Raw genomic sequence first — 21,847 nt, forward strand, 5'->3', positions numbered from 1 at the left:
GTTACAGGGTGTGCGCTTTTGGTAAAACAATCTCCTCTCCTGCGTCTACGGCAAATTGCTGGAAGGCTATACGCTGTTCAATCGGATATACTTCCCTGCCCAGCATTTCCCGGATGATCCAGGCATTGCGGTAGCAGCCCATCCCGAGGTCAGGCGTTACAAAGCCATGGGTGTGCAGTTCGGCGTTCTGCACAAAAATTTCACGGGCATTTTTATCCACCGTGTAATTCCTGTTTACCAGGAAGCGGTTTTTATCATCGGTGCGGAAACGATCGGCAACAGGTTCCATAAAATCGGGAATACGGTGCGTATAACCGGTGGCCAGCACCAGTCCTGCCGTTTCGTGGGTGTAATATTTTTCCTGTTCTTCCTGAAAGAAGGTTAGGCGGAAGTTTTCAGTGGTCCCGTCGTAAGCTACCTCTTGCAGATCGGCATTGGTGCGCAGACTGATCGTTACATCCGATACAAGTTTTTTAGCGTAAATCGTGTCAAATATCGATGCAATCAGATCGTTGTTAATGCCTTTGTACAGGTGCTTCTGATGATGCAGCAGGTGATCCCGCTTTTCCTGGGTGAGGTTGTAGAAATAGTCTACATATTCAGGCGACGTCATTTCCAGGGTGAGCTTACTGTACTCAAGCGGGTAAAACCTGGGCGATCGGGTGATCCAGTGAAGTGCATAACCATAGGTATCAATATCCTGGAGGAGGTCGTAGTATATTTCTGCGGCACTTTGTCCACTGCCCACAATAGTAATGCTACGGCCGGATTGCAGGCGGTGCTTGTGTTGCAGGTAGCTGGCACTATGGATCGCTTTGTCCATATAGGCTTTACAGTTAGCCGGCACATACGGCACGGTGCCGGTACCGAGTACGAGGCGTTTCGCTTTTATCTGTTGGCTGTTACTGCATTCCAGGAGATATAACTGTTGCGCCTCATCGTAGTGAATAGCCTTCACGGCTGTGTTAAAGTGAATGTTATCCAGTTTACTGATCGTCCAGCGGCAATACTGGTTGTATTCATTCCGTAGCATTTTAAAATTCTCCCGGATGTAGAACGAGTAAATTCTGCCGGATGCTTTCAGGTAATTCAGAAAGCTGAATGGGCTGGTAGGATCAGCCAGCGTTACGTGATCCGCCAGGAAAGGCACCTGGAGGGTGGTATCCTGCAGCAGCATACCGGGATGCCAGTTGAAATCGGGTCGTTTGTCGAGGAAGATGCCTTGCAGCTCCTTCAGGGGATGTGTGAGGCAAGCCAGTCCGAGGTTAAAAGGGCCAACGCCAACCGCAGCAAAATCATAGATCATTTTGTTCATAGCATTTCCATTTATTATGATAGCAGGTTTAAAAATACGTGTTGGCGTAACCGTAAGAAATCGCTGTAAGGTGGTATAATGATGGTAGCAGGATGGTAGTTTTATTACCATGCAAGTGGTATTAACGCGGTGGCCTCGCTCCCTGTAACAATGGTCCATGGCGGGCAGTGGAGGAATGGCCTCAGTTACCATCTCCCTAAAAAAAACAAAATACATTGGGGCAACCGTTGGTGAATCGGTTGCCCCAATGCATGCAAACACACGGGTATGCTCTTTAGTTTTCTAATCTCACAATTCCGGACTCCAGCGCATAGTTGCAGAGTTCCACCGCAGAATGAAGTTGTAATTTCTTCATGATGTTTCTTCTGTGCGTGTGGACGGTATGCTGGCTTAAATGCATCTCGCTGGCAATTTCTTTGTTCGACTTACCGCGTACTATATGTCGGATAATCTCGGTTTCCCTGGCCGATAAGCCTTCCGGCGGGATTTGCGGGATGAAGGGTGTTCTCTTTCTGTCAGACAGCAGCACATCTACTGCAAAGCTGCAAAAGAATTTTTCTCCATGGATGGCACAATGGATGGCTTCATGAATATCTTTTTTTCTGCATTCTTTGGTAAGATAGCAGTAGACATTGCAATCCAGTAATTTCAATACGTCCACTTTTCTTTTCTGTCCTGAGATAATGATCACCTTACATTCCGGGATCACAGACAAGGTGCTGAATATTTCATCAGCATCAAAGAATGAGGGATCATAGTCCAGGATTAATATATCCGGATGAAAGGCCAGCAGCGCAGGCCGCAGCTCTGCGCTGTTACCTGCCTCTTCTATCTGGTAGTTATTTTGATGATCCGCTAACAAACTTTTGATTCCTTCTCTGAAAACAGGTTGAGCATCCGCCAGTATAATACGGGTCATATTTGTACTGTTCATTGTGCTGATTACACTTTATATGACCTGTTTTTAAAAAGGAAGATTAATATGGTTTATGGTTCTTAAAAATTTTCAGGGGTTTAAGTAAACTGATTACGCTCTCTTACGGGCTTGAATAGGATTCACAAGTATTAAAACAGCTGGCCCGGACACAAGTCCGAGCCAGCTGTTTATCTTTAGGATAGTCTTTTTTAAGGGCATCTGTTTATTTTGTCACGTCCTTGCAATAAGTAACGCAATACCAAACACGCTCAAAAGGCTTTCCTTCATGTTGTCCTTTTTCTTCTTCCAGGTAAGTACCTTCCAGCAGGTAGCGACCTGCCTCCACAGGAGCATAGCTCAGGGATTTACCGCCTTCTGCATTGATTTTTTTGGTCCATCCGCTTGGAGAAATTACGGTCAGCTCAGCTTTAGGTAATACCGTTTTTGTTTTGTTAAACAGGGATACCTGCTCAGGAGTATTTACTTTTTTAGCAGTTACGGCTGATGTCTGCAATACAAAATCGTTTTGTTTCAGGTTAGCCAGGCCGTTGGTATTGTTAACCTGTACCAGGCCCTGCGCATAGTAACGGATTTTGCTGCCACCGTATACTTCCTGCACGGTGTGATCGATATAGAGCACATAAGCCCCGTCCTGCTGTGGCGTAAAGGTAGCTTTGAAATAGGTACCTGCAGGCTGGCATTCCAGTTTGGTTTTGTTACCCGAAGGGTCGATCAGGTATAGCTGAAAATCCTTCATGTTACTGAACCAGTTCTGGATGGAATCCCTTTCGTTTTCGGCATATTCACCCAAAAAGACTTTCACTTCCTGGGGCTGACCTTTTTTACCGTTTACGGTAGTTTCAATCCAGAGGGCATGACCAAAAGCGGTAAACATGCTACAGCACAGTAATACAGAAAATAGTACTTTTTTCATTTTATATAATTGAGGGTTTGTTATGATTAAAAACGGTAGCCAACGCTCATGCGTACATTGCGACCAGGTTCTGTTTGCCAGTAGTAGATCTTACCGAAGTTATCCCCGGAAGGACCACCAGTCCAGAGGTATTTATCCAGCAGGTTATTTACCAGCACATTGATGCTGAATTTATTGATGTTATAGCCTAAGCCACCATCCATTCTGAAGTAATCGGGAATGAAGTTTTCGGTTTTATCGTACACCATACCGGCTACACGACCTGCCTGGTACTGATATCCTAGGTTGGCACGTAATCCTTTCAGGGCACCGGTTCCGATGGTATAAGTGAGCCAGGTGTTCTGAATATGTTTGGAGATACCCGGTACGTAGTTGCCTACCAGTTTTTCATCAAAATCTTTGGATACCACCCCATCGGTATAAGCATAGTTCACTACGAGGTTGAGGCCTTTAACCACTTCGCCCTGGATATCTACTTCCAGCCCTTTGATTTTTTGCTGGCCGTTGGTACGCTGGTAGATGTAGCCTTGTGTAACCGGGTCGCGGTGTTCGTTGTCCTGGGTGAGTACATTGTTTTTAATGATCTGGTACAGCGCGAGGGTAGATGTAAAGCGGCCGTTGAACCAGTCGCGCTTAAAGCCTACTTCCACGTTGCTGCCGGTAAGTGGTTCAAAAGTTTTCTTCTGATAGTCCAGTCCCGGGTTCTGCATGAAGGCAACGTCGTATACACCGTAAACGGAGGTATTGCGGTCGATGGAATAGCTGATACCAACGCGTGGCGTGAATTTGCTGTCTTTATTTTTACCATCGTACGGACTCACCACCGTGTTGGTAGTATATCGGCCGGCGATGGTGAAGCGCAGTGCATCGTTGAAGAATCCGATCTGGTCCTGCAGGTATACGGCGCTGTAGCCATAATTGTATTCCACACCACGGGTACGTATATCCGTAGAGCGATCCCATTTAGGCATTTTTACGCCACCGTATACAGGTTTGTAGATGTTGAAGGTACCGTCGCCAAAGTCTGCCCCCTGGCTCCAATCCGCCCAGTAGTTGCTGTATTTCATATCTACACCACCGAGGATGTTATGTACCAGCGCACCGGTTCTAACGGTACCGTTGATAAATACCTGTGCCGTTTTATTAAGGCCCAGTCCATCCCAGATGTTGATGCTGCGTTGCAGCAGGCTGTCGTTATTAGGATCATAGAATCCTTTAGGCCACATGCTCTGCCCTATCTGGCTGAAGTGGAAGTAACCAAATTGCGCGGTCAGTTTCCAGTCCTGGTTAAACTTATGTTCATAGAAGGCCATCACACTGTTATCCTTAATGGTGGTAGGATCCATATTTCCTTCAATGGTGGTGAAGTTGACAGGGAGATCCCCATAGCCACGTTTGGAGAAGGAATAGTTACCACCAATTACCGGCAGTTGCATATACTGGAGGTTATATTCCAGGGTGATGCTGTTTTTATCGTCGATCAAATATTTGATTACCGGAGAAATGCTATAACGGTTGGTGTAGTCGAAATCACGCCAGCCGTTTTTAGCTTCACCAGCCAGATTGAAGCGGTAAAGCAGTTTTCCGTCTTTGGATAATTTGCCATCCAGGTCGAGGGTGGCGCGGTAGTTATCATAGCTGCCGAGCGACATCGTTACTTCCCCTTGTGTGTTACCCGTAGGCTTTTTGGTTACTACATTGTAAAGTCCACCAGGTTCACCATTGGAGAGCATGAATCCCGCAGGGCCCTTTACAAACTCGATGCGGTCTACCATGCTGAAATCCTCCGTGAGCGGGCTCCATGGACTGATGAATACGTTCATACCATTGCGCATGGAGGTAGCGCGACTCCCGCGCATCTGGATATTGGCATACATATCCCAGTGGGCCAGTCGCGACACGCCTGAAACGTTTCTGGTAACGCCTTCCTGCATGTTGTAGATCTGCTGGTCGGCCATTATTTCCTTAGATACTTCCGTTATGCTCTGCGGCACTTCTACCAGCGGCTGGTTTAAACGCAGGGAGTTGGAAGGTGAAAGCACCGTGTATTTGTTGGACTCACCCACAATGGTGATCTCCTTCATTTGCTGGCCGGAAGCTCCGAGCGTAACATTGAGTTGGGAGATTTTATCGTTTTCTACTTCCACCTGCTGCGTCACATTATCGTATCCTACCAGGGATATAACGAGGGTATATTTTCCCGGCTTCACTCTTTTTATTACGAAGTCGCCATTAGCATCAGTAAGAGCGCCGTAGTTGGTATGTTGTAATCTAACGGTAACATATGGGGCGGGTAATCCATCTGACGTGAGCACACGGCCTCTGATGGCTGATAAAATTTCATCTGCAAGTGCCTGGCTCCAAACCGCAGCTAAAAGCACGATCATCATCAGTGCTTTTTTGGTAGCGGAGCGCAGTAAAAATTGTTTCATCGGCTTTTTTTGCATGCAAAGGTATAGGCGGGCAAAAGGGAGCGGTTACGCAAGCGGGAAATTGATTTACGAGATCAGGAAATTCAAGTAATTTTTAATATATGTATATGATTATTAGGTGAGTGAGTATTTTAATTTGTCTTAAACTATATAGACATAAAAAGTTGCTTACAGTGATAAAATGACATTTGAAAGGGAGACTTAAGCAGTTTATGCAGGAGTGCCAACCAGCTAACAGGTTTACGGAATTCGATTGTACGGAAAACAATCCGGCCTTTTGCCGTGTAATTATTTACAATGAAATTAAATATACCCGTTACGGTTATTACGCTATTACTCTTGTATGCCTGTGGCAGCAGCAAGGTATTGGATGGCAACTCCCAATTCCAGCAAAACTATTGTGCCCCTGCCCCGTTATTTCAAAAAACGGTGGCTACTACGCCGCCGGGTAATACTGACTCTCTTATGCGTGTGCATCCGGATATGCCGGTGGATGTTATAATGAGTGCCAATGCTACCGGTACGCTATCGCTGATTACGGAAATAAAGCGGCTGGAAAAAGATACCAGCCTCCGATCTCTGATACAACGGGCTTCCATCAGATCCACCATCCAACAGCGTTTACTCCTGGCCGTTACGGAAATTTCCGGACTGGCAGCGGAAATGGATTGTGAAGGAGAACGTGCCGATCAGCTGGGCCGGTATCTCGACAACCTCAACAGCAACCGTAATACTAAACTTACAGTGGGTTCTATAATTGTAGCAGCGATCACCACGGTGGCCACCATTGCTTTTAAGGACGACCGCACGCAGAATGTAGCCGCGATCACTGGCGGAGTGATTAGTTCAGGGATGGCGCTGATGACGGTCAAACCCGCGGGAAGGAAGATCAGGCTTTCGCTGCACAGGAATGTGCTGAGGGATATCTGGGCGCAGGCGGATACCAGCGACATCTACTCTCCTGGCCTGTGGTACATGCTGAGTGATCAACATTTCAGTACCAGCGGCACTGTTTCCCTGGTGCAGAGTATTTCCGGCCGCTGGAAAAAATACGATCTGGATGAAAAAGTCAGCAAGGGGGATGAAGAAAAATACTTCGGTAACGGCGGCGTATATACGGCAGACGACCTGCATACGCGCGCGGCCATGCTCAACGAGCTGCAATCCACCATCCGCTCCCTCAACCAGAACCTGCAAAGCCTGATGCAGTATATCAATTCGCAGGTATACCTGTTACCTAAAAATTAGTATTGCAGCGTGTGTCAGGATGGGAAGTATAACCACTCTCCTGCGTCTTTCATTTTGATGTCGGCGCCGCTGGGCCATTTAGGCGGAATCGTTTCATTTTTTTCCCAATGCTGCAACGCATCTTTCAACGCCGCTACTTTTTCCGGGTAGCGTGTAGCAAGATTTACGTGTTCGAACGGATCCGCATCCAGGTCGAAGAGGAATATTTTTTTGTTGTAGTCGTTGAGGTATAGCTTCCAGTTTTGCTGGCGGATGGCTTTAGAGTAGCCATTGCGCCAGTAGAGCACCGGGTGTGGTGCAGCGGTATTTTGCTGTTCCACATAAGGCAGCAGTGATACACCGTCGTACGGCCTGTCTGCCGGCAGTGGCAGGCCAGCTGCGGCTATGGTAGTGGCAAACATATCCAGGGAGCTGACGGGTTTGGTGTAGGTGGTACCCCTTGCCCCGCTGCCGGGCATTTTCATGAGGAATGGCACGAGGAGGCCGCCTTCAAAGTGTGTGCATTTGCCGCCGCGCAGCGGTGCATTGTCAGTGGCACGGGTGTATGTGGCGGCACCGTTATCGCTGATAAGAAATACCAGTGTATTGTTTTCAATGCCAGCGGTTTTCAACTGCTCCATTACGCTACCAACGGCATCATCCAGGGCCAGTATCATAGCATTGTAAATGCGGCGTACACTATCTGTATCCGGTGGTACCCGTTGCAGGTATGCTTTAGGTGCCTGAAACGGGTCGTGCGGCGCATTGAAGGACAGCATAAGGAAAAAAGGATGTTCTTTATGGTGGTCAATAAATTCGGTTGCTTTTTTCGCCAGGGAGAAGGTAAGGTAGCCCGTGTCCTTCACCACCTGCCGGCCAGCCGTTATGGCGCTGGACCCATAACGGGGTGCCCAGGCGGGAATATCAGAAAATGACCAGGGAAGCCGCATGGAGGTATAGCGCTCGTGATCGATCGGATCGTCCACATAACGGGTAAGGGCCCCCGAAAAGGAATAGTTGTAGTCAAATCCGCGCTCGTCAGGGTAATAGCCGTCGCCGGCGCCTTCGTTCCATTTCCCTATCACTCCCGTGGTGTAACCGTGCTGCTTCATCACATCACCGATGGTTAGTTCTTTGGAGGCCAGTCCTGTCTGGTAGTTAGATGGGTTGGCACTCATGTGAGGCCGCAGCATTTCCAGGCCGGGACTCTTCCCCTTGTGCAGGAGATATTGTTTTGCAAACTTTCGCCGGTACTTCGGATCTATCACTTCATAGGGCATAAATTCTCCCCCAAAACGCTGCTGGTAGCGACCCGTTATAATCCCTTCCCGGGAAGGGCCGCAGATGGGTGCCGTAGCATATGCTTTGGTGAAACGAACCCCGCTGGTACCCAGCGCATCGATATTGGGCGTTTGTATCGCCTTGTTGCCATAACTACTAAGGTCGTAATACCCCAGATCGTCCGTAATTATCCAGATGACATTCAACGGCCTGGCCTGCGGCGCCGCCGGTTGAGCAAAGGGAAACAGGATAGCCTGCAAGAGGGGGTACAGAAAGGTCAACATATATAAAGAGGCTTTATTTTTTAAAACACTAAAAATAAAACGATTGTTTTCAATTAAAATTTTTCATATATTATAATTTTTATTTCTATAACAGAAAAAGGTCTTTATCTTTACAAATATGAAATATCACTTCAGTAATGGAGTGACCCTGTACCGAAAGCCTATGAATAAAATCTACTTTTTAAAAGTAAGCCCCCTGCTGCTCTTGTATGCCGGCCTGCTACTGGCAGCACCCGTGGTGCATGCCACTACCGGCCATGCGAATAGTGAAATAGCTGCCCGCTACGCTGTCGCGGCGACGGTAGCGCATGCTAATACCGGCCAGGCGAATAGTGAAATAGCTTACGGCTATGCTGCCGCACCGCCGGTAGTAACCATGGAAACGTTTACAGTGCGCGATGATGCGGCCTCGGGCACGCTCGTAGGGCAACTCACCGCCAGCGGCACCAACCTGCAATGGCAACTGGCAGATGATGAAACGAAAGGCGCCTTCCGTCTTGATGCCAGCGGTCGCCTCTACGTGGATAATACCGCCCTGCTGCAAACCAACCGGGGCAAAATGGTCAGCCTGTTCGTATCCGTCAGCGACGGCCTGGAAACCAGCAACCTCGCCGAAATTATCGTCGCCATCCATGATACCTATGTCAATATCGCCCCTACGCTGGATGCCATACCGGATAAGGCTATCTGCAGCGGCAACGGGCCTGATACGATACAATTAACGGGAATGTCGGCCGTAGAACCGGATCAAACATACAGCCTGGTAGCCATCGCTGACCTGCCCATGCTCGATTTCCTCCAGGTGACCAACGATGGCCAGCTCACCTACCAGGTGAAAACCGGCATCAACGCAGGCACCTGCCAGGTAACGGTTATGATAAAGGATAATGGCGGCGTCAGGAACGGCGGACAGGATACCCGTACCCGTAGCTTTAATATCACCGTCAACGGTATTCCTTCCGTAGCCATCAGCTCCAACAAAGGTACCGTGGTGCCGAAAGGCGAACTGCTGATACTCACCGCCAGCGGTGCAGACAATTACAGCTGGACACCCGCAGCCGGCCTCGAAGGAGAAACCGGTGCTGCAGCCGTTACCGTGAAACCGGTAAAAACTACCCGTTACGAAGTAGTAGCTACCAATAACAGTGGTTGCCGCGATACGGCTAATATTGAAATCCGTGTGATGGCTGATTTTATAATCCGTGCCAATAACGTGATCACGCCGAATAACGACGGCCGTAACGACCGATGGGTGATTCAGAGCCTGGAAGACTACCCGGAAAACGAAGTCATCATCACCGACCGTACCGGTCGCATGATTTTTAAACAGAAAAACTACAGCAACACCTGGGATGGTAAGCTGAACGGGCAACGCCTGGCAGAAGGAACCTATTACTATACCTTCACTGTATTTAATTCGATTACAAAAACGACGGATGTAGCGAAAGGATATATCACCATTCTGGGCGACTAACGTCAACACCTATACGTATACAACACCTACAGCAAATACCGATGAAAACCGCGTGGACTTCCATGCGGTTTTCTTTTAGCCGTTCTGCATACGATGGCGGAGGATGGCCAGTGCTTTGAGCATTTCTATCGTCCAGGAAAAATCGATCCGGCTTCGCTGCGGCATAAACTCCAGCATGGCCTGGGCATATGCCTCCACCAGCTGGTTAAATTCCACCTGCTCCACCAGGATGGTCCCTGTTTGTTCCTGGCTGATAAAAATTTCAGAGGGGCGCATTTCCCTCCCCTCAAAGCCATGTACGGCGGTACGTTCATTCATATCCATCGCTTCGAAGAAACGAAAGTTAGCATCGGAAAACCCCCAGTTTTCCGATTGACTGATTACCATGATAAACTCAGGAAACAGCTCATAGTCGATAGTGTAGATAGCGGCAACTAGCGGGTCAAACTCTGGCTTCATTTTCAGCTCCACTGCATGCGGGTTATCGGTACCGTTACTCTTTTTCAGCACCCATTTCATTTGTTAAAAGCAATTTTGCACTCCGTTGAAAATATTATACCAAACTAATGTTACAACGATTAATTATCGCTACTTATTGCCAGTTATTTTCGGGTATCTTTTCTTGTGCGGGATATTTTATTATTTTTCGGAAACGATCAACAGATACGATATGAAAGCCTTGCCTATTACTATTGTGATTGCCTGCCTGCTCGCAGGCCAGCTATTTGCGCAATCCCCCGCCAAAAAAGTACTGGTGCTCTACGAAAACGGTGGCCACCACCTTGCATTTTCAAAACGTGCCATGCCCTGGCTCGATAGTGTTGCCGCTGCCCGCCATTGGCAGCTGGACTACAGCACCACAGCTGCTGTGATCAACGACAGTAGCCTCCAACATTATCAGCTGGTACTACAGCTCGATTACCCTCCTTACTCCTGGCCCGATGCGGCTGTAAAGGCCTTTGAAAGCTACATCCGGCAAGGAAAAGGCGGATGGGTAGGCCTGCACCATGCCACCCTGCTCGGTGAGTTCGACGGCTTCCCGATGTGGAACTGGTTCTCTTCCTTTATGGGTGATATCCGCTTCAAGGATTACATTGCTAACTTTGCAACTGGCACCGTAGCGGTGGAAGATACCCGGCACCCGGTGATGCAAGGCATACCTGCTGCTTTTACCGTAAGCAACGAGGAGTGGTATACCTACAATAAAAGCCCGAGACCGAATGTGCACGTGCTGGCACGGGTCAATGAAGCTAGCTACAACCCTCCTTCAGATAAGAAAATGGGAGATCATCCGGTGGTATGGACCAACCAGCATATGAAAGCAAGAAATGTATATATTTTTATGGGTCATTCACCTTCCCATTTTAACAATGCCGCCTATACGAAATTGCTGGCGAACGCACTGATCTGGGCTATCGGGGAGAAAAAATAATTTTCATCAGGCCGGTTTCATGTAATCGAACGCACCCTTACGCAGGTGTATGCCATATTCCAGCCAGGCCTTCAGGCAGGCAAGAAAATTGGCCCATCCCTCGGAATTGCCACGCATCCATTGCAAACCGGCCTCTGTGTTCGGCATCGTGCCTTCGGTGATTTTAACCACCGTATTACCTTCCCTTTCTTCCAGCCGGATATCCACCTTCAGCTGATTACCGGGGGCACCTTCCCATTGAAACAGGATTTCGGTAGGCGCTTTAATATCCAGTATCTGCACCGGAAAGCGATCATCAAACTCGGGAAACTTCCAGGTTACTTCCGTGCCGGCCACCATGGGACCTGTACTCTCGGAAATAAAATAGTTTTTCATTTGTTCTGGATCCACAATGGCGTTAAACACCTCCTGGATAGGCTTTAACACCTGGATGCCGGCCTTTGCCTGCAGTTCATTCATAAGCGATAGTTTTGATCTTAGTAAGTTAATCATTCTCCCGGACATGAAAAATTTAAACCCCACACCCAGGAAACTACGTGTACCCGTTGTGGTTATTTCAAATCAACGGTTATTGTTTACCTTGCTTTAATAAATAACCAACTTTGCTTTATGACACAAGCGCAGCAAGAACAACCGGTATACGTACAGATACTGGAAGCACTGAAAATAAAATTACTCGAACAGCATTACAAGGTGAACTGGCTGAAGGAAGAAGAAACACTGCTGGTAGACGATGTACTGGAAATTGCCGCCGACTACGAGCCTACCCCGGATGGGCACCCACTCGTAATGAAACTGGTTTATGTAGTGATACACCGCGAGTATTTCCCGAAAGGCATCATCGAATTCCTGGCCGGCATCGGCGATACGCTGGAAGACCGCATCGATAACGGGAATAATAATTTCCTGCAACTCGTGCTGCCGCCAATACTGGATAGTCTTAACCCTACCCACAATCCCGACCTGGACCTGGTAGACGACCAGGATAACGAATGGCATGTGAAGGCCGGCGATATGGGCCTGCAAGGCGAATGGGAAGAGCAGCCGGAAGATGAAGTCATCCTGCTGCAACTCCACGAACAACTGAAAGAAAAACTGGCGGAACAATCGCAACCATTCTGCTGGCTGAAGGTATATACTGCCATCAACAATGATGGAACAAAAATCCACGAATGTAATTTCAATAATGTACACTGGGAAGCCGGCGACGAGCAGATCAGCAAAATACCGGAGAGCTGGGATACGCCTCAGGTTTTCAAAGCTATTAAGCAGTTTGTAATGCTGCGCCGCTGCGGTGTTGAGGAAAGGTAGCTTTCAGGAATGGCTTTTGCGAAGGTCTACTAAAAAAGCTATGGCTATTCATATCGGCACATCCGGATGGAGCTACAAACATTGGAAAGGTATCTACTACCCTGACGACCTCGCTCCGGAAGATTACCTGAATTTTTATGCAGCGGATTTTTCCTGTGTAGAGATCAATACCAGCTTCTATCACCTGCCACAGCCCGGCACCGTGGAACACTGGATGATGGAAACGCCGGAAAAATTCCGTTTCTGCCCGAAGCTGAGCAGATATGTTACCCATATCAAACGCCTCCACGACCCGGAGGATACCCTTCCCCGTTTCTTTGAGATATTCGACCCATATCTTAAATACCTGGGACCGGTACTGATTCAGCTACCGCCCAACCTGGAATTTAACCCGGAGGTCGTGGAACCCTTCCTCACTACGCTGACATCTACCTATAAACAATATGATTTTGTGTTGGAAGCCCGGCACGACAGCTGGCTCAGCGAGGCCGCCATGGAAATGCTGCATGCTTATAAAATCGGCTGGGTGATTGCCGATTCCGGCGGGCGCTGGCCTTCGGCTAAAACGGTAACCAGTCGCACCGTTTACATCCGCTTCCATGGCAAGGGAGGCACCTACAATTCCAGTTATGACCATGCGGAATTAAAAGCCTATGCTGACGATATTCGTCGCTGGCACCGGGAGCGATTGCAGATATGGGTATTCTTTAATAATGATGTGGGTGGCTATGCGCTGGAAAATGCGCAGGAGCTGATGAAAATGCTGAAGGCCGGTTAAACCCTACATTTTACGTTTCAGACGGGCCTGCATGGTGGTAATGATGTTTACGCTTTCCTGGAGACGATTGGTTAAGGTACTGCCATCCAGGGCAAGGTCCTTTTTGCTCACCTCATACCCCGCCAGAAAGGCCTCCAGATTGGAGAGGTAAACCTGATTATCACTATAGAGTGCGTTATACAACTTGTCGTTGAGGCGATCGCCCTGCTGGCGCAATTCTGCATTGGTCATATCCGTTACATCACGCATGCGCTGCATAATGCCCGACATTTTTTCTTTCAGGATCTGCAGATCCGTTTCATCCTTCTTTCCGGGAGTAATATTATTTCTGAAAAGACTGTCGGATAAACGTTTGCGGAATTTCATATAGTCCGTCAGATCCTGGTTGAGATATCCAAAACGATCGTAGAGTTCCGCATTTTTTTCTGCACCTGAAAACTTATCCAGATTTTTATCGAGGAGTTTCACCCAATCGAGGATACTTACTGTAACGTCCGTCACTGGTGCCTTAGCGCCTGTTTGCGCAGCAACGGTAAAATGGGTAACAACAACCATTAACAGGGTAAATAACAAATTCCTTTTCATTTTCAGGATAAGATTTTACAAGGATAATATTACGCATTTTTTGTGTAAGCCACATGGTGCATCCGCCGATGGCAGATGCACCATGTGGCCGGCCAGGGCCGATGATCACAGCTGAAGATATATGATTAGGCCAGCTTATGTCCTTTCAAAATAACCGGTGTTTCTGCCAGCATGGTTTTAGCGGCACTGCCAAAAGCAACAATATAGGGTTGCTGGTTATGCTGGTTCAGGCCTTCGGCGCCGGACCATACTTCATGGAAGAAGAAGGTGTTTGCATCGTCGTTGTCCTGATGCAGGTCGTACTGAATACAAGCCGCTTCCCTGCGGCTCTCTTCCACCATGTTGAGCAGGATCGATTTAATAGCTGCGGTAAATTCCGGTTTGCTTTTAATAATTGCAGTCAGGTAAATGTTCATATCCAGTCTGTTTTATAGGGTGATTGCTTCCGTTACTTTTTGGGAGGCAAATACTTGTGTCAGGTGTTGTTGGTAAAGCGCCATATGACGTACCACGTCTGCATTTTTCTCTACGTCGTGGAAGTGGAAGCTTTTCAGTGGTGTCATACCCGTGAAGGCGTTCATGCGATGGAAGCCGAATAATACGCCTTCATCCACACTTTTCTGCTGGAAAAATTCGCCTGGCAGGGTAAATGCCGTGGCAGGGGCATTCCAACTGGAGGTAACCATATATTTTTTACCATGCATGGTACCGCCTGTACCGTAGTTGATGGCAGGGTTCGCTGAAGACCGGCCGTCGCTGTTGTAGATACCTTTGGCATGTCCGGCGGTAAACACCTCATCCAGGTATTGTTTGAATGCGTGCGGAAGTTGGAACCACCAAATTGGAGTATGATAGATGATAATATCAGCCCATACAAACTTTTCCACCTCCGCTTCGGGATCATATGCCTCTGATACCTGGGTCACTTTCACTTCATATCCCGGCTGGCTGCTAAAAAATGCTTCGCTTACGCCGGTAACTGTCTGGTTAAAAAGGCCTCCGGAGTGTCCGAATGCTTGTCCGCCATTGATTATTAATACTTTAGTCATATTCGTTCTTTGTGTTTTACTTCACAAAGGTACCCCGGGTCTTTCTATTATAAAAAGAATATAACTAATAGGTGTCTATCATAATAATTATAGGTAGACATTATGGTTTCGGTTGCTTAAAGTGATTCTTACGCCACCAGTTGGCATAGTCCTCACTGGTTTCCTTGATAAACCGCAGGTAGTCGTACTCATTTTCAAAGCTCAGCAGCATTTCATACGTAGGCCGGTACTCTGCCATATAGCCGGTGAGCATATCCCCTTCGAGGCCGGTGATTTTTTGTACCAGGGCCTTGTTGAAGCGGTTGTCCACAAACTTTTCCTGCTCTTCCCGCAGCAGCAGCTTGCGGAAGTTTTGCATGCGCTTGATTTTACCCATACTGAAAAGGGCGTCCAGGTTTACACCAGCCCCACCAAAAGTAGCCCCGCTGGGGTTGGTGGTCAGGTATTCCGGGGAAAAATCGAAGTACTTGCCGTATTCCTGGCGCCTGTCGAGCGAATCGGATTTATACGTTCTGGATTTGGCAAAAACCTCCACGGTAGGCAGCGTTTTAACATCCACGTAGAGCTTCATGTCAAAGGGCCTTACGAGGCTGATATTTTTCACCGGAAACAACTGGGTGGCTTTCCCCTGGTAGGAAAAGCTGAGGGAATCGTTGATGCCTGCCTTGATGGTATATCTGCCGAGGGAGTCAGTGATAGCGCCGCCACCACCGGTGGAGTGCACGCTTACTCCCGGCAGCCCCATACTTTGGGTACGTTCAAACACAGTGCCCCTGATCTGCACCTGTTGGGCGTTTGCCAGCAACCGGCACAGTATCAGGATTATTATTAACGAAGCCTTTCTAATCAATTGTTTCCAGAGATTTTGCTCAATCTAATACAGGTCTGACATATAGACAAACCGTTGCTGTAATATTAACAAATCATTGTATTTGAAAGCACTACAGTGTACGAAGATAAGCAACGGATCTTATACGCGAAAGGGCGTCAGCCGGCGGCCCCGGCACACTCACGGGAACGGCTGTACGAAGGATAATCGATGAGCCCTTTATCACCTCCGTGATAAAACGTGGCCTCATCCGCAGGTGCCAGTGGCAAACCGTTGCGGAACCTTTCCGGCAGGTCGGGATTGGAGATAAAGGGCCGGCCGAATGCGATCAGATTGGCCAGGCCGTCCTGCAGCATTGCTTCGGCGGTTTGCTGCGTAAAGCCGCCAGCCAATATGATCAGATTGTGGAAACGCTGGCGCAGCTCTTGCAGGAACCAGCGGGGAATGGGCGGCTCTCCGTTGGTGGACTGATCAGAGAGATGGATATAGAGCAGGTCAGTTTTACTCAGTTCATCCACGAGATACCGGTAAGTGGCCAGCTCTTCTTCAAACGGTGGCAGGTCGTTCAGCCCGGAAAACGGCGACAATCGCAAGCCGGTTCGTTCCGGCCCAATCGCAGCCATAATACCTTTTACAATTTCCAGGAGAAAGCGGCTTCGGTTTTCGATAGAGCCGCCATATTGGTCTGTTCTGTTATTGGTAAGCGGGTGCAGGAATTGCATAGGGAGAAAACCATGTGCACCGTGCACTTCTACCCCGTCGAACCCGGCGGCTATTGCTCTTTGTGCCGCCTGCACGTGTGCCGCTACCAGGTCAGTCGCTTCCAGAGTACTCAGGGCGTGTGGCACCGGGAAAGGCACCTGCTCAGCGGATGGCGTACGCAGGACGCCTGCGGCCGCCAGTGCCGATGGACTTACTGTGGGCAGCTGCTGCTGGTTGGCGGGATGCCCGATTCTACCCGTATGAACCAGCTGCAGGAATATTTTACCTCCCTGCGCATGCACCTGGTCCGTGATGTTTTTCCAGGCGGCCTGTTGTGCATCATTATATATGCCTGGAATTTTCAGGTACCCTACACCGTTGGGAGCTACTGCGGTATTTTCTGCTATAATTAGTCCGGCGCCGGCGCGCTGGGCATAGTAGATACCCATATTTTTACTGGGCATGGCATCATCTGCCCGGCGGCGGCTCATGGGCGCCATAACGATTCTGTTGCGGAAGGAATGATCCTTATAGGTCAGCGGCGCCAGTAATTGTTGTTCCATACTTTGCTTCGATTTGTGTGCAACAAAGGTAGCCGGGCCCGTTACGCAGAAACAGGTACAAAAAAAGGTTTGTTTTGTAAATTTGCAGGTTATGGAACATAAAGCATTACACCGGCCATTTGAATTATACGTTTCGGATCTGGAACATTGGAATGAGCGCCCACTGGTGCATCATTTTTTTGAACTGGTACAGGTAATGGAAGGAACGGGGGTACGTACCCTAAACCTGAACAGGTATCCATACGCGAAAGGACATATCTTTTTATATACGCCACTTGATTGCCGGGGTTTTGAAAGCGACACCCCTACCCGGCTATGCAGTATACGGTTTTCGGAAGTCTTTCTGCATAACAGCAAATCCCCTGCTGACAAGGAGAGAACCAGTCAATGGCTGCAGCAGCTGGAGCATATATTTTTTCATCATAATCGTTTTGAAGCAGTACAAATCACCCATCAGGGTGATTGTGGCATGATGGCTACACTTATTCAACAGCTCATTACAGAACATGATCTGCAGCGTGACTACCACGAAGAGAATTTACAGCACCTGGTAACGCTGATGCTGAACATCCTGATGCGTAATGTGGCTGGTAATGCCAATGCTAAGGTATGCCCTAACGGCGAAGAGCCGATTATCAGCCGGATGTTATTATATATAAGGAAGCATATTGGCAACAGTGAAAAGCTGCGTGTGGATCATCTCGCCAGTACTTTTAATTTATCCGCCAACTATGTGGGCGAGTACTTTCGGAAGTACACCGGTGAAAGTTTACAAAATTACATTACGCAACATAAGATCCGGATGGTGCAACATCGGTTATTACACAGCAATCTAACGATCGGGCAGATTGCCGATGAACTGGGGTTTAATGATGAAAGCCATCTTGGTCGCCAGTTCCGGCGGCATAGCGGGATAAGTCCGGCGGCATTCAGAAAAAGTGCTCAACCCTCCTGAGCCTTCTTTATTTAACTAACGTTAACGTACATACGAAGCGATAAAATCTCACCCGTATAAACACGCATAGCCACCCGTGTTTTCACCCTATTTTTTGTTTTTACAAAAAAACTTCATCATTAACCATTCAGTAACAATGGGCTCAAATCCTTTACAGCAAAGGGGTTTAGCAATAACAATTTGTTAACCCTGTGGATTTTTAACAAAAATTTAGAAAAGGTGATGACGGTCATCAATCTGATAAAATAAACGCTCTAATATTGTGATCGTAAACCGCAATGAAAATTACTAACTATTCAGTTGCTGGTTTGTTTTTTACCTCAGAACTTAAAACCCAAAAAAATGAAAGCGTTGTTCTTATCGGCTGCTATTGCGCTGGCCTCAATGAGCTGTTTTGCTCAAGCTTCAGACCACTCCACCGTTCACGTTGGTTTAGTACTGACTAACATTATCCAGATTAATCCACCTGTGGATGGTATGGGTGCTATCTTTAACTCTGCTTCAGATTACACCAACGGTGAAGACCTGGTTGACATTTGGGGCAATCCTACCAGTGACTTCTCTGTTTACTCTAACCGTAACTTTAACGTCACTATCAAAGCTGCTTCTGCAACTTTCTCTTATTTCAACCCACTGAGCCCTACCAATCCTAACATGCCATGCAGCATTTTAAAATATCGCTGCAGTGCAAACAGTACTGGTGGAACTAACAATGCCCCTTCCTTTACCGCATTGAGCACTTCTAATGCTCCCCTGATCAGTGGTGGTACTGCAGGTGCAAACAAACAATTCAGCGTACGCTTCAAAGCAGACCCAGGATGGTCTTACGGAGGCGGTCTGTACGGTCTTGACGTAGTTTTAACAGCAACACAGTTATAATTCCGTCTCAGGTGCAGGTAAGCCTTTTCCCCGGGAAAGGCTTGCCTGCTTTATAGCTATATTCAATTGTCATATTCGATACCCACCCCCAACCCGCTGATACTTTATGAAATACTGGTTACCCCGGTCCCTGCGTATTGCGCTGCTCATCAGCTGCAATATCACCTGCACAAAGCTGGTTGCGCAGAACGGGAATACCTTATCCATTCAGCATAAAGACTCACTGGCGGCAGAAAAGGATGTGCAGTTTCTATACAATAACTTTACGATAACAAATAAAGAAAACCGGGATGTCGATTTCTCCGTATCTATTCAGGTACCCGACTGCTGGAGGCTTCTGGCACCAGCCAGGGAAGTGAAGAAAAAGCTTGGCCCGAATGAATCGCAGATAATTCCGGTAATTGTCATGAAACAACAGAACTCCCCTGCCAAATGGATGCCGGTTGCGGTACGTATCAGGGAGCAGTCAGGTGTAGAGCAAATCATTACTTATCATGTTAAAGCAGATCCTGTCAGCGCATTCGCAGTAACCCCGCTTACACAATTAGTACAACTTAAAGGCGACGAACGGTTAGTTAATATTACTACTAAAATCAGGAACTACGGCACCGTGGATGGCGTCTACACAACGGAGTTTAAAGACAATGCCCTTGATCTGAACCATCAACTGAAACTGAAACTTAGACCAGGTATGGATACTGTATTTACTTACCAGATCCGGATTACCGAAAATCAATGGAACCGCCTACAGAGTGAGAAAATAGCCGTTACCGTGGAAGACACCTCCGGTACCAGCTATATGAATGTGGTCAATCTGGAACGCATCCAGAGCGAGCTAAAAGCACATCCATCTCCCTACAATACCTTTCCCTTCACCGTGGAAGCAGGTTTCATTAAATGGGGCGATCAGTTCAATTATTACATGGGCGTACGCGGCGAAGTAGCCATGTCCAACGAGCGTAACCTCAACTTCTTTTATCGCACCAAACAATACGGTATGGGCAACACGCTGGAGCGAAACGTATTTGGGGTGGAATACATCACCCCCGAATGGACGCTCTACGGCGGACTGATGAACGATATTAAATATTTTTATACCTACGGCACCGGAGCACGGATTACCTATAAACCCCGGCCAGGCACGGTCATTTCAGCAGGTGCATCCATCCATAACAACATACCGGGTTTCACCAATGATAATGCAACTGTGAGCGCCCAGTACAACATCAAAAAGGTACAAATGACCCAGGCCATCTCGGCCAACCATGATACGGGCACCCGCTACAATAGCATTTTATTCAGTAACGAGGCGCTGCTGCTCAAGAAGGAAAATGTCTCCCTGGCAATAAATGCAGGCGTGGGTAAAGACTTTACATTTGACCGGCGTCCGTATGACCCTGCCGATAAGATTGGTTTCTCCGGCGGTTATACATTTACGGCAGGTGGCAAAAGACTGGGTTTTGTAAGCCAGATGCAATACAACAGTGATGCCTATCCCGGCCTCACCAAAGGCCTCCGCATACAATCCCACAACCTCACCTGGAAGCTCGGAAAAAGCGGCATCGGCGCATTCTACCAGTTCAACCAATCCGGTGTTACCACACTGCGCGATACCATTTACAACACGGATGACCTGAAATACAACTTCACCAAATACGGCCTTACCTACGGCTACTATATCAATAACGGCAACACGGCACTTAGCGTGGGTAAACTGCGCCAGGAAGGTAGCATCAACAATACCCTTCCGGAATACGCCTTTGCTGAACTGGTATACCAGCAAAAATTCGGTAAAACAGGCAGCATCTTTTTAAACACCATCAATGGCTACGATCCTTCCTATGGAAGGGAAAAAAAGCCGGTATTTCTCAACACTACCTCTCTGGTGGGTACCTATAAAATTGTAGGTTTAAAAGGGTACTATGTGCAAACCCCGATGTTTGACAGGTCTGTCGACAAGAACTTTGTAAACTACCAGCGAACCATACTGGCCGGGCCTTTCGTGAATTTCACCACCCTGAAACGCCTACGTGTGAACCTGTTTTACAACTTGTCGAAATCCTTATACGACAACAGCATTAATAATATGCTGGGCACTAACATTACTTATCATAATTTCCACAACGGACTTGATATAAACCTGATGGCTAACATTCCGCTGGGAACCACCAACAGCGAGGCTCCCAACGGGTTAAACCAGCAGTATGTAAGCCTGAATGTGCGTAAAAGATTTAATGTACCGATATTCTATCAACGCAGGTATTATACATTAAACCTTTTTCCGTTTTATGATGTTAACGGTAATGGAATTAAAGACCCCGGAGAACGCCCTATACGCAACCTTGAAGTCAGCATAAATGATATAGCATTTATCTCTGATGCCAATGGGCTGATCAGCTATAAGCATATAGAACCGGACAATTACAAATTGCAGTTCAGAGCTGTTAATGCAGAAAAAGGTATTATCCCGGCAGGTGGTCTTTCGCAGACCATCACCGTGATGAAAGACATGAATCTAACCTTACCCTTTAAGAAGAGTAGTGTCATCGCAGGGTTCCTCAATATCAGAACCGATTCCATTACCGCTTCCAATGTAAGGCTGGAGAACATAAAGGTGATTGCGACCGACAGCGCAGGTATAAGCTTTAGCACCCTTACGGATACAAAAGGTGCCTACTTTATCAATGTACCCGCAGGAAAATATATTGTGTCGCTAAACCCGGAAGCTTTTTCGGATAAGATCAGGCCTAAGGTAATGGCCTATCCTGTAGATCTTACTTTTCAGACAGATGCAACCGTAAATTTCGAGATTGTAGACAAGAGCCGGGAAATCAGATTTTTTAAACCAAAACAACAATAAATATGTAATCGGAGACCAGACTATTATTTTATCGAAACCAT

At 47.6% G+C, this 21,847-nt stretch carries 20 protein-coding genes; 8 read left to right on the plus strand and 12 right to left on the minus strand.

Features of this window, described 5'->3' with window-relative positions:
* Position 1: 1 nt before the first annotated feature.
* The 4 genes from BUB18_RS09435 to BUB18_RS09450 all read right to left on the minus strand — a co-directional run bounded on the left by BUB18_RS09435 (position 2) and on the right by BUB18_RS09450 (position 5,597).
* Positions 2-1,315 (minus strand): lysine N(6)-hydroxylase/L-ornithine N(5)-oxygenase family protein, encoded by a 1,314-nt coding sequence (locus tag BUB18_RS09435; protein WP_073080153.1) that lies wholly within the window; start codon positions 1,313-1,315, stop codon positions 2-4.
* Between the two features lie 274 nt (positions 1,316-1,589).
* The gene (locus BUB18_RS09440; RefSeq protein WP_178372106.1) at positions 1,590-2,234 is read right to left on the minus strand and encodes a response regulator transcription factor; all 645 of its coding nucleotides are present in this window, start codon (positions 2,232-2,234) and stop codon (positions 1,590-1,592) included.
* 220 nt (positions 2,235-2,454) lie between these two features.
* Positions 2,455-3,165: a hypothetical protein gene (locus BUB18_RS09445; protein WP_143159885.1), complete on the minus strand. Its 711-nt coding sequence runs from the start codon at positions 3,163-3,165 to the stop codon at positions 2,455-2,457.
* 26 nt (positions 3,166-3,191) lie between these two features.
* Entirely contained in the window at positions 3,192-5,597 is a 2,406-nt protein-coding gene (locus BUB18_RS09450) for a TonB-dependent receptor (RefSeq protein ID WP_073080159.1), read from the minus strand.
* A 297-nt stretch (positions 5,598-5,894) separates the two neighbouring features.
* Here BUB18_RS09450 and BUB18_RS09455 point away from each other — a divergent pair, with 297 nt between their 5' ends.
* A complete protein-coding gene (locus BUB18_RS09455; RefSeq protein ID WP_073080161.1) occupies positions 5,895-6,845 on the plus strand; it encodes a hypothetical protein in 951 nt (316 codons plus the stop codon).
* Positions 6,846-6,859: 14 nt separating this feature from the next.
* Here the strand turns inward: BUB18_RS09455 and BUB18_RS09460 are convergent, their stop codons facing one another.
* Positions 6,860-8,389: a sulfatase-like hydrolase/transferase gene (locus tag BUB18_RS09460; RefSeq protein WP_073080163.1), complete on the minus strand. Its 1,530-nt coding sequence runs from the start codon at positions 8,387-8,389 to the stop codon at positions 6,860-6,862.
* A gap of 118 nt (positions 8,390-8,507) precedes the next feature.
* Between BUB18_RS09460 and BUB18_RS09465 the strand changes: the two genes are divergently transcribed.
* Positions 8,508-9,863: a T9SS type B sorting domain-containing protein gene (locus BUB18_RS09465; RefSeq protein WP_073080164.1), complete on the plus strand. Its 1,356-nt coding sequence runs from the start codon at positions 8,508-8,510 to the stop codon at positions 9,861-9,863.
* A 75-nt stretch (positions 9,864-9,938) separates the two neighbouring features.
* On the opposite strand, the gene BUB18_RS09470 is transcribed toward BUB18_RS09465, so the two are convergent.
* A complete protein-coding gene (locus tag BUB18_RS09470) occupies positions 9,939-10,382 on the minus strand; it encodes a hypothetical protein (RefSeq protein ID WP_073080166.1) in 444 nt (147 codons plus the stop codon).
* A 151-nt stretch (positions 10,383-10,533) separates the two neighbouring features.
* Between BUB18_RS09470 and BUB18_RS09475 the strand changes: the two genes are divergently transcribed.
* Positions 10,534-11,295, plus strand: coding sequence for a ThuA domain-containing protein (locus BUB18_RS09475; protein ID WP_073080168.1), 762 nt, complete (start codon positions 10,534-10,536; stop codon positions 11,293-11,295).
* A gap of 6 nt (positions 11,296-11,301) precedes the next feature.
* Here BUB18_RS09475 and BUB18_RS09480 read toward each other — a convergent pair whose 3' ends face one another.
* A complete protein-coding gene (locus BUB18_RS09480; RefSeq protein WP_073080172.1) occupies positions 11,302-11,754 on the minus strand; it encodes an SRPBCC domain-containing protein in 453 nt (150 codons plus the stop codon).
* Positions 11,755-11,904: 150 nt separating this feature from the next.
* Here BUB18_RS09480 and BUB18_RS09485 point away from each other — a divergent pair, with 150 nt between their 5' ends.
* Positions 11,905-12,606 carry a DUF6348 family protein gene (locus tag BUB18_RS09485; protein ID WP_073080174.1) on the plus strand — a complete coding sequence of 234 codons (702 nt, stop codon included), beginning with the start codon at positions 11,905-11,907 and terminating at the stop codon, positions 12,604-12,606.
* A gap of 40 nt (positions 12,607-12,646) precedes the next feature.
* Positions 12,647-13,384 carry a DUF72 domain-containing protein gene (locus BUB18_RS09490; RefSeq protein ID WP_073080176.1) on the plus strand — a complete coding sequence of 246 codons (738 nt, stop codon included), beginning with the start codon at positions 12,647-12,649 and terminating at the stop codon, positions 13,382-13,384.
* A 3-nt stretch (positions 13,385-13,387) separates the two neighbouring features.
* Here BUB18_RS09490 and BUB18_RS09495 read toward each other — a convergent pair whose 3' ends face one another.
* From BUB18_RS09495 to BUB18_RS09515, 5 genes are all read right to left on the minus strand, one after another.
* Positions 13,388-13,969, minus strand: a complete 582-nt coding sequence (locus BUB18_RS09495) for a hypothetical protein (RefSeq protein WP_073080178.1) — start codon at positions 13,967-13,969, stop codon at positions 13,388-13,390.
* Positions 13,970-14,094: 125 nt separating this feature from the next.
* Positions 14,095-14,385, minus strand: a complete 291-nt coding sequence (locus tag BUB18_RS09500) for a putative quinol monooxygenase (protein ID WP_073080180.1) — start codon at positions 14,383-14,385, stop codon at positions 14,095-14,097.
* Between the two features lie 12 nt (positions 14,386-14,397).
* Positions 14,398-15,018: an NAD(P)H-dependent oxidoreductase gene (locus BUB18_RS09505; protein ID WP_073080182.1), complete on the minus strand. Its 621-nt coding sequence runs from the start codon at positions 15,016-15,018 to the stop codon at positions 14,398-14,400.
* A 100-nt stretch (positions 15,019-15,118) separates the two neighbouring features.
* Positions 15,119-15,868 carry a hypothetical protein gene (locus BUB18_RS09510; RefSeq protein WP_143159886.1) on the minus strand — a complete coding sequence of 250 codons (750 nt, stop codon included), beginning with the start codon at positions 15,866-15,868 and terminating at the stop codon, positions 15,119-15,121.
* Positions 15,869-16,005: 137 nt separating this feature from the next.
* Positions 16,006-17,112 carry an alkene reductase gene (locus BUB18_RS09515; RefSeq protein WP_073080185.1) on the minus strand — a complete coding sequence of 369 codons (1,107 nt, stop codon included), beginning with the start codon at positions 17,110-17,112 and terminating at the stop codon, positions 16,006-16,008.
* A gap of 91 nt (positions 17,113-17,203) precedes the next feature.
* Between BUB18_RS09515 and BUB18_RS09520 the strand changes: the two genes are divergently transcribed.
* The 3 genes from BUB18_RS09520 (at position 17,204) to BUB18_RS09530 (ending at position 21,806) form a co-directional block, all read left to right on the plus strand.
* Positions 17,204-18,067 carry an AraC family transcriptional regulator gene (locus tag BUB18_RS09520; RefSeq protein ID WP_073080187.1) on the plus strand — a complete coding sequence of 288 codons (864 nt, stop codon included), beginning with the start codon at positions 17,204-17,206 and terminating at the stop codon, positions 18,065-18,067.
* Positions 18,068-18,409: 342 nt separating this feature from the next.
* A complete protein-coding gene (locus BUB18_RS09525) occupies positions 18,410-18,946 on the plus strand; it encodes a hypothetical protein (protein WP_073080189.1) in 537 nt (178 codons plus the stop codon).
* Positions 18,947-19,052: 106 nt separating this feature from the next.
* A complete protein-coding gene (locus BUB18_RS09530) occupies positions 19,053-21,806 on the plus strand; it encodes a hypothetical protein (RefSeq protein ID WP_073080191.1) in 2,754 nt (917 codons plus the stop codon).
* Positions 21,807-21,847 lie beyond the last annotated feature (41 nt).

The organism is Chitinophaga jiangningensis, assembly GCF_900142605.1.
GTDB lineage: Bacteria > Bacteroidota > Bacteroidia > Chitinophagales > Chitinophagaceae > Chitinophaga > Chitinophaga jiangningensis.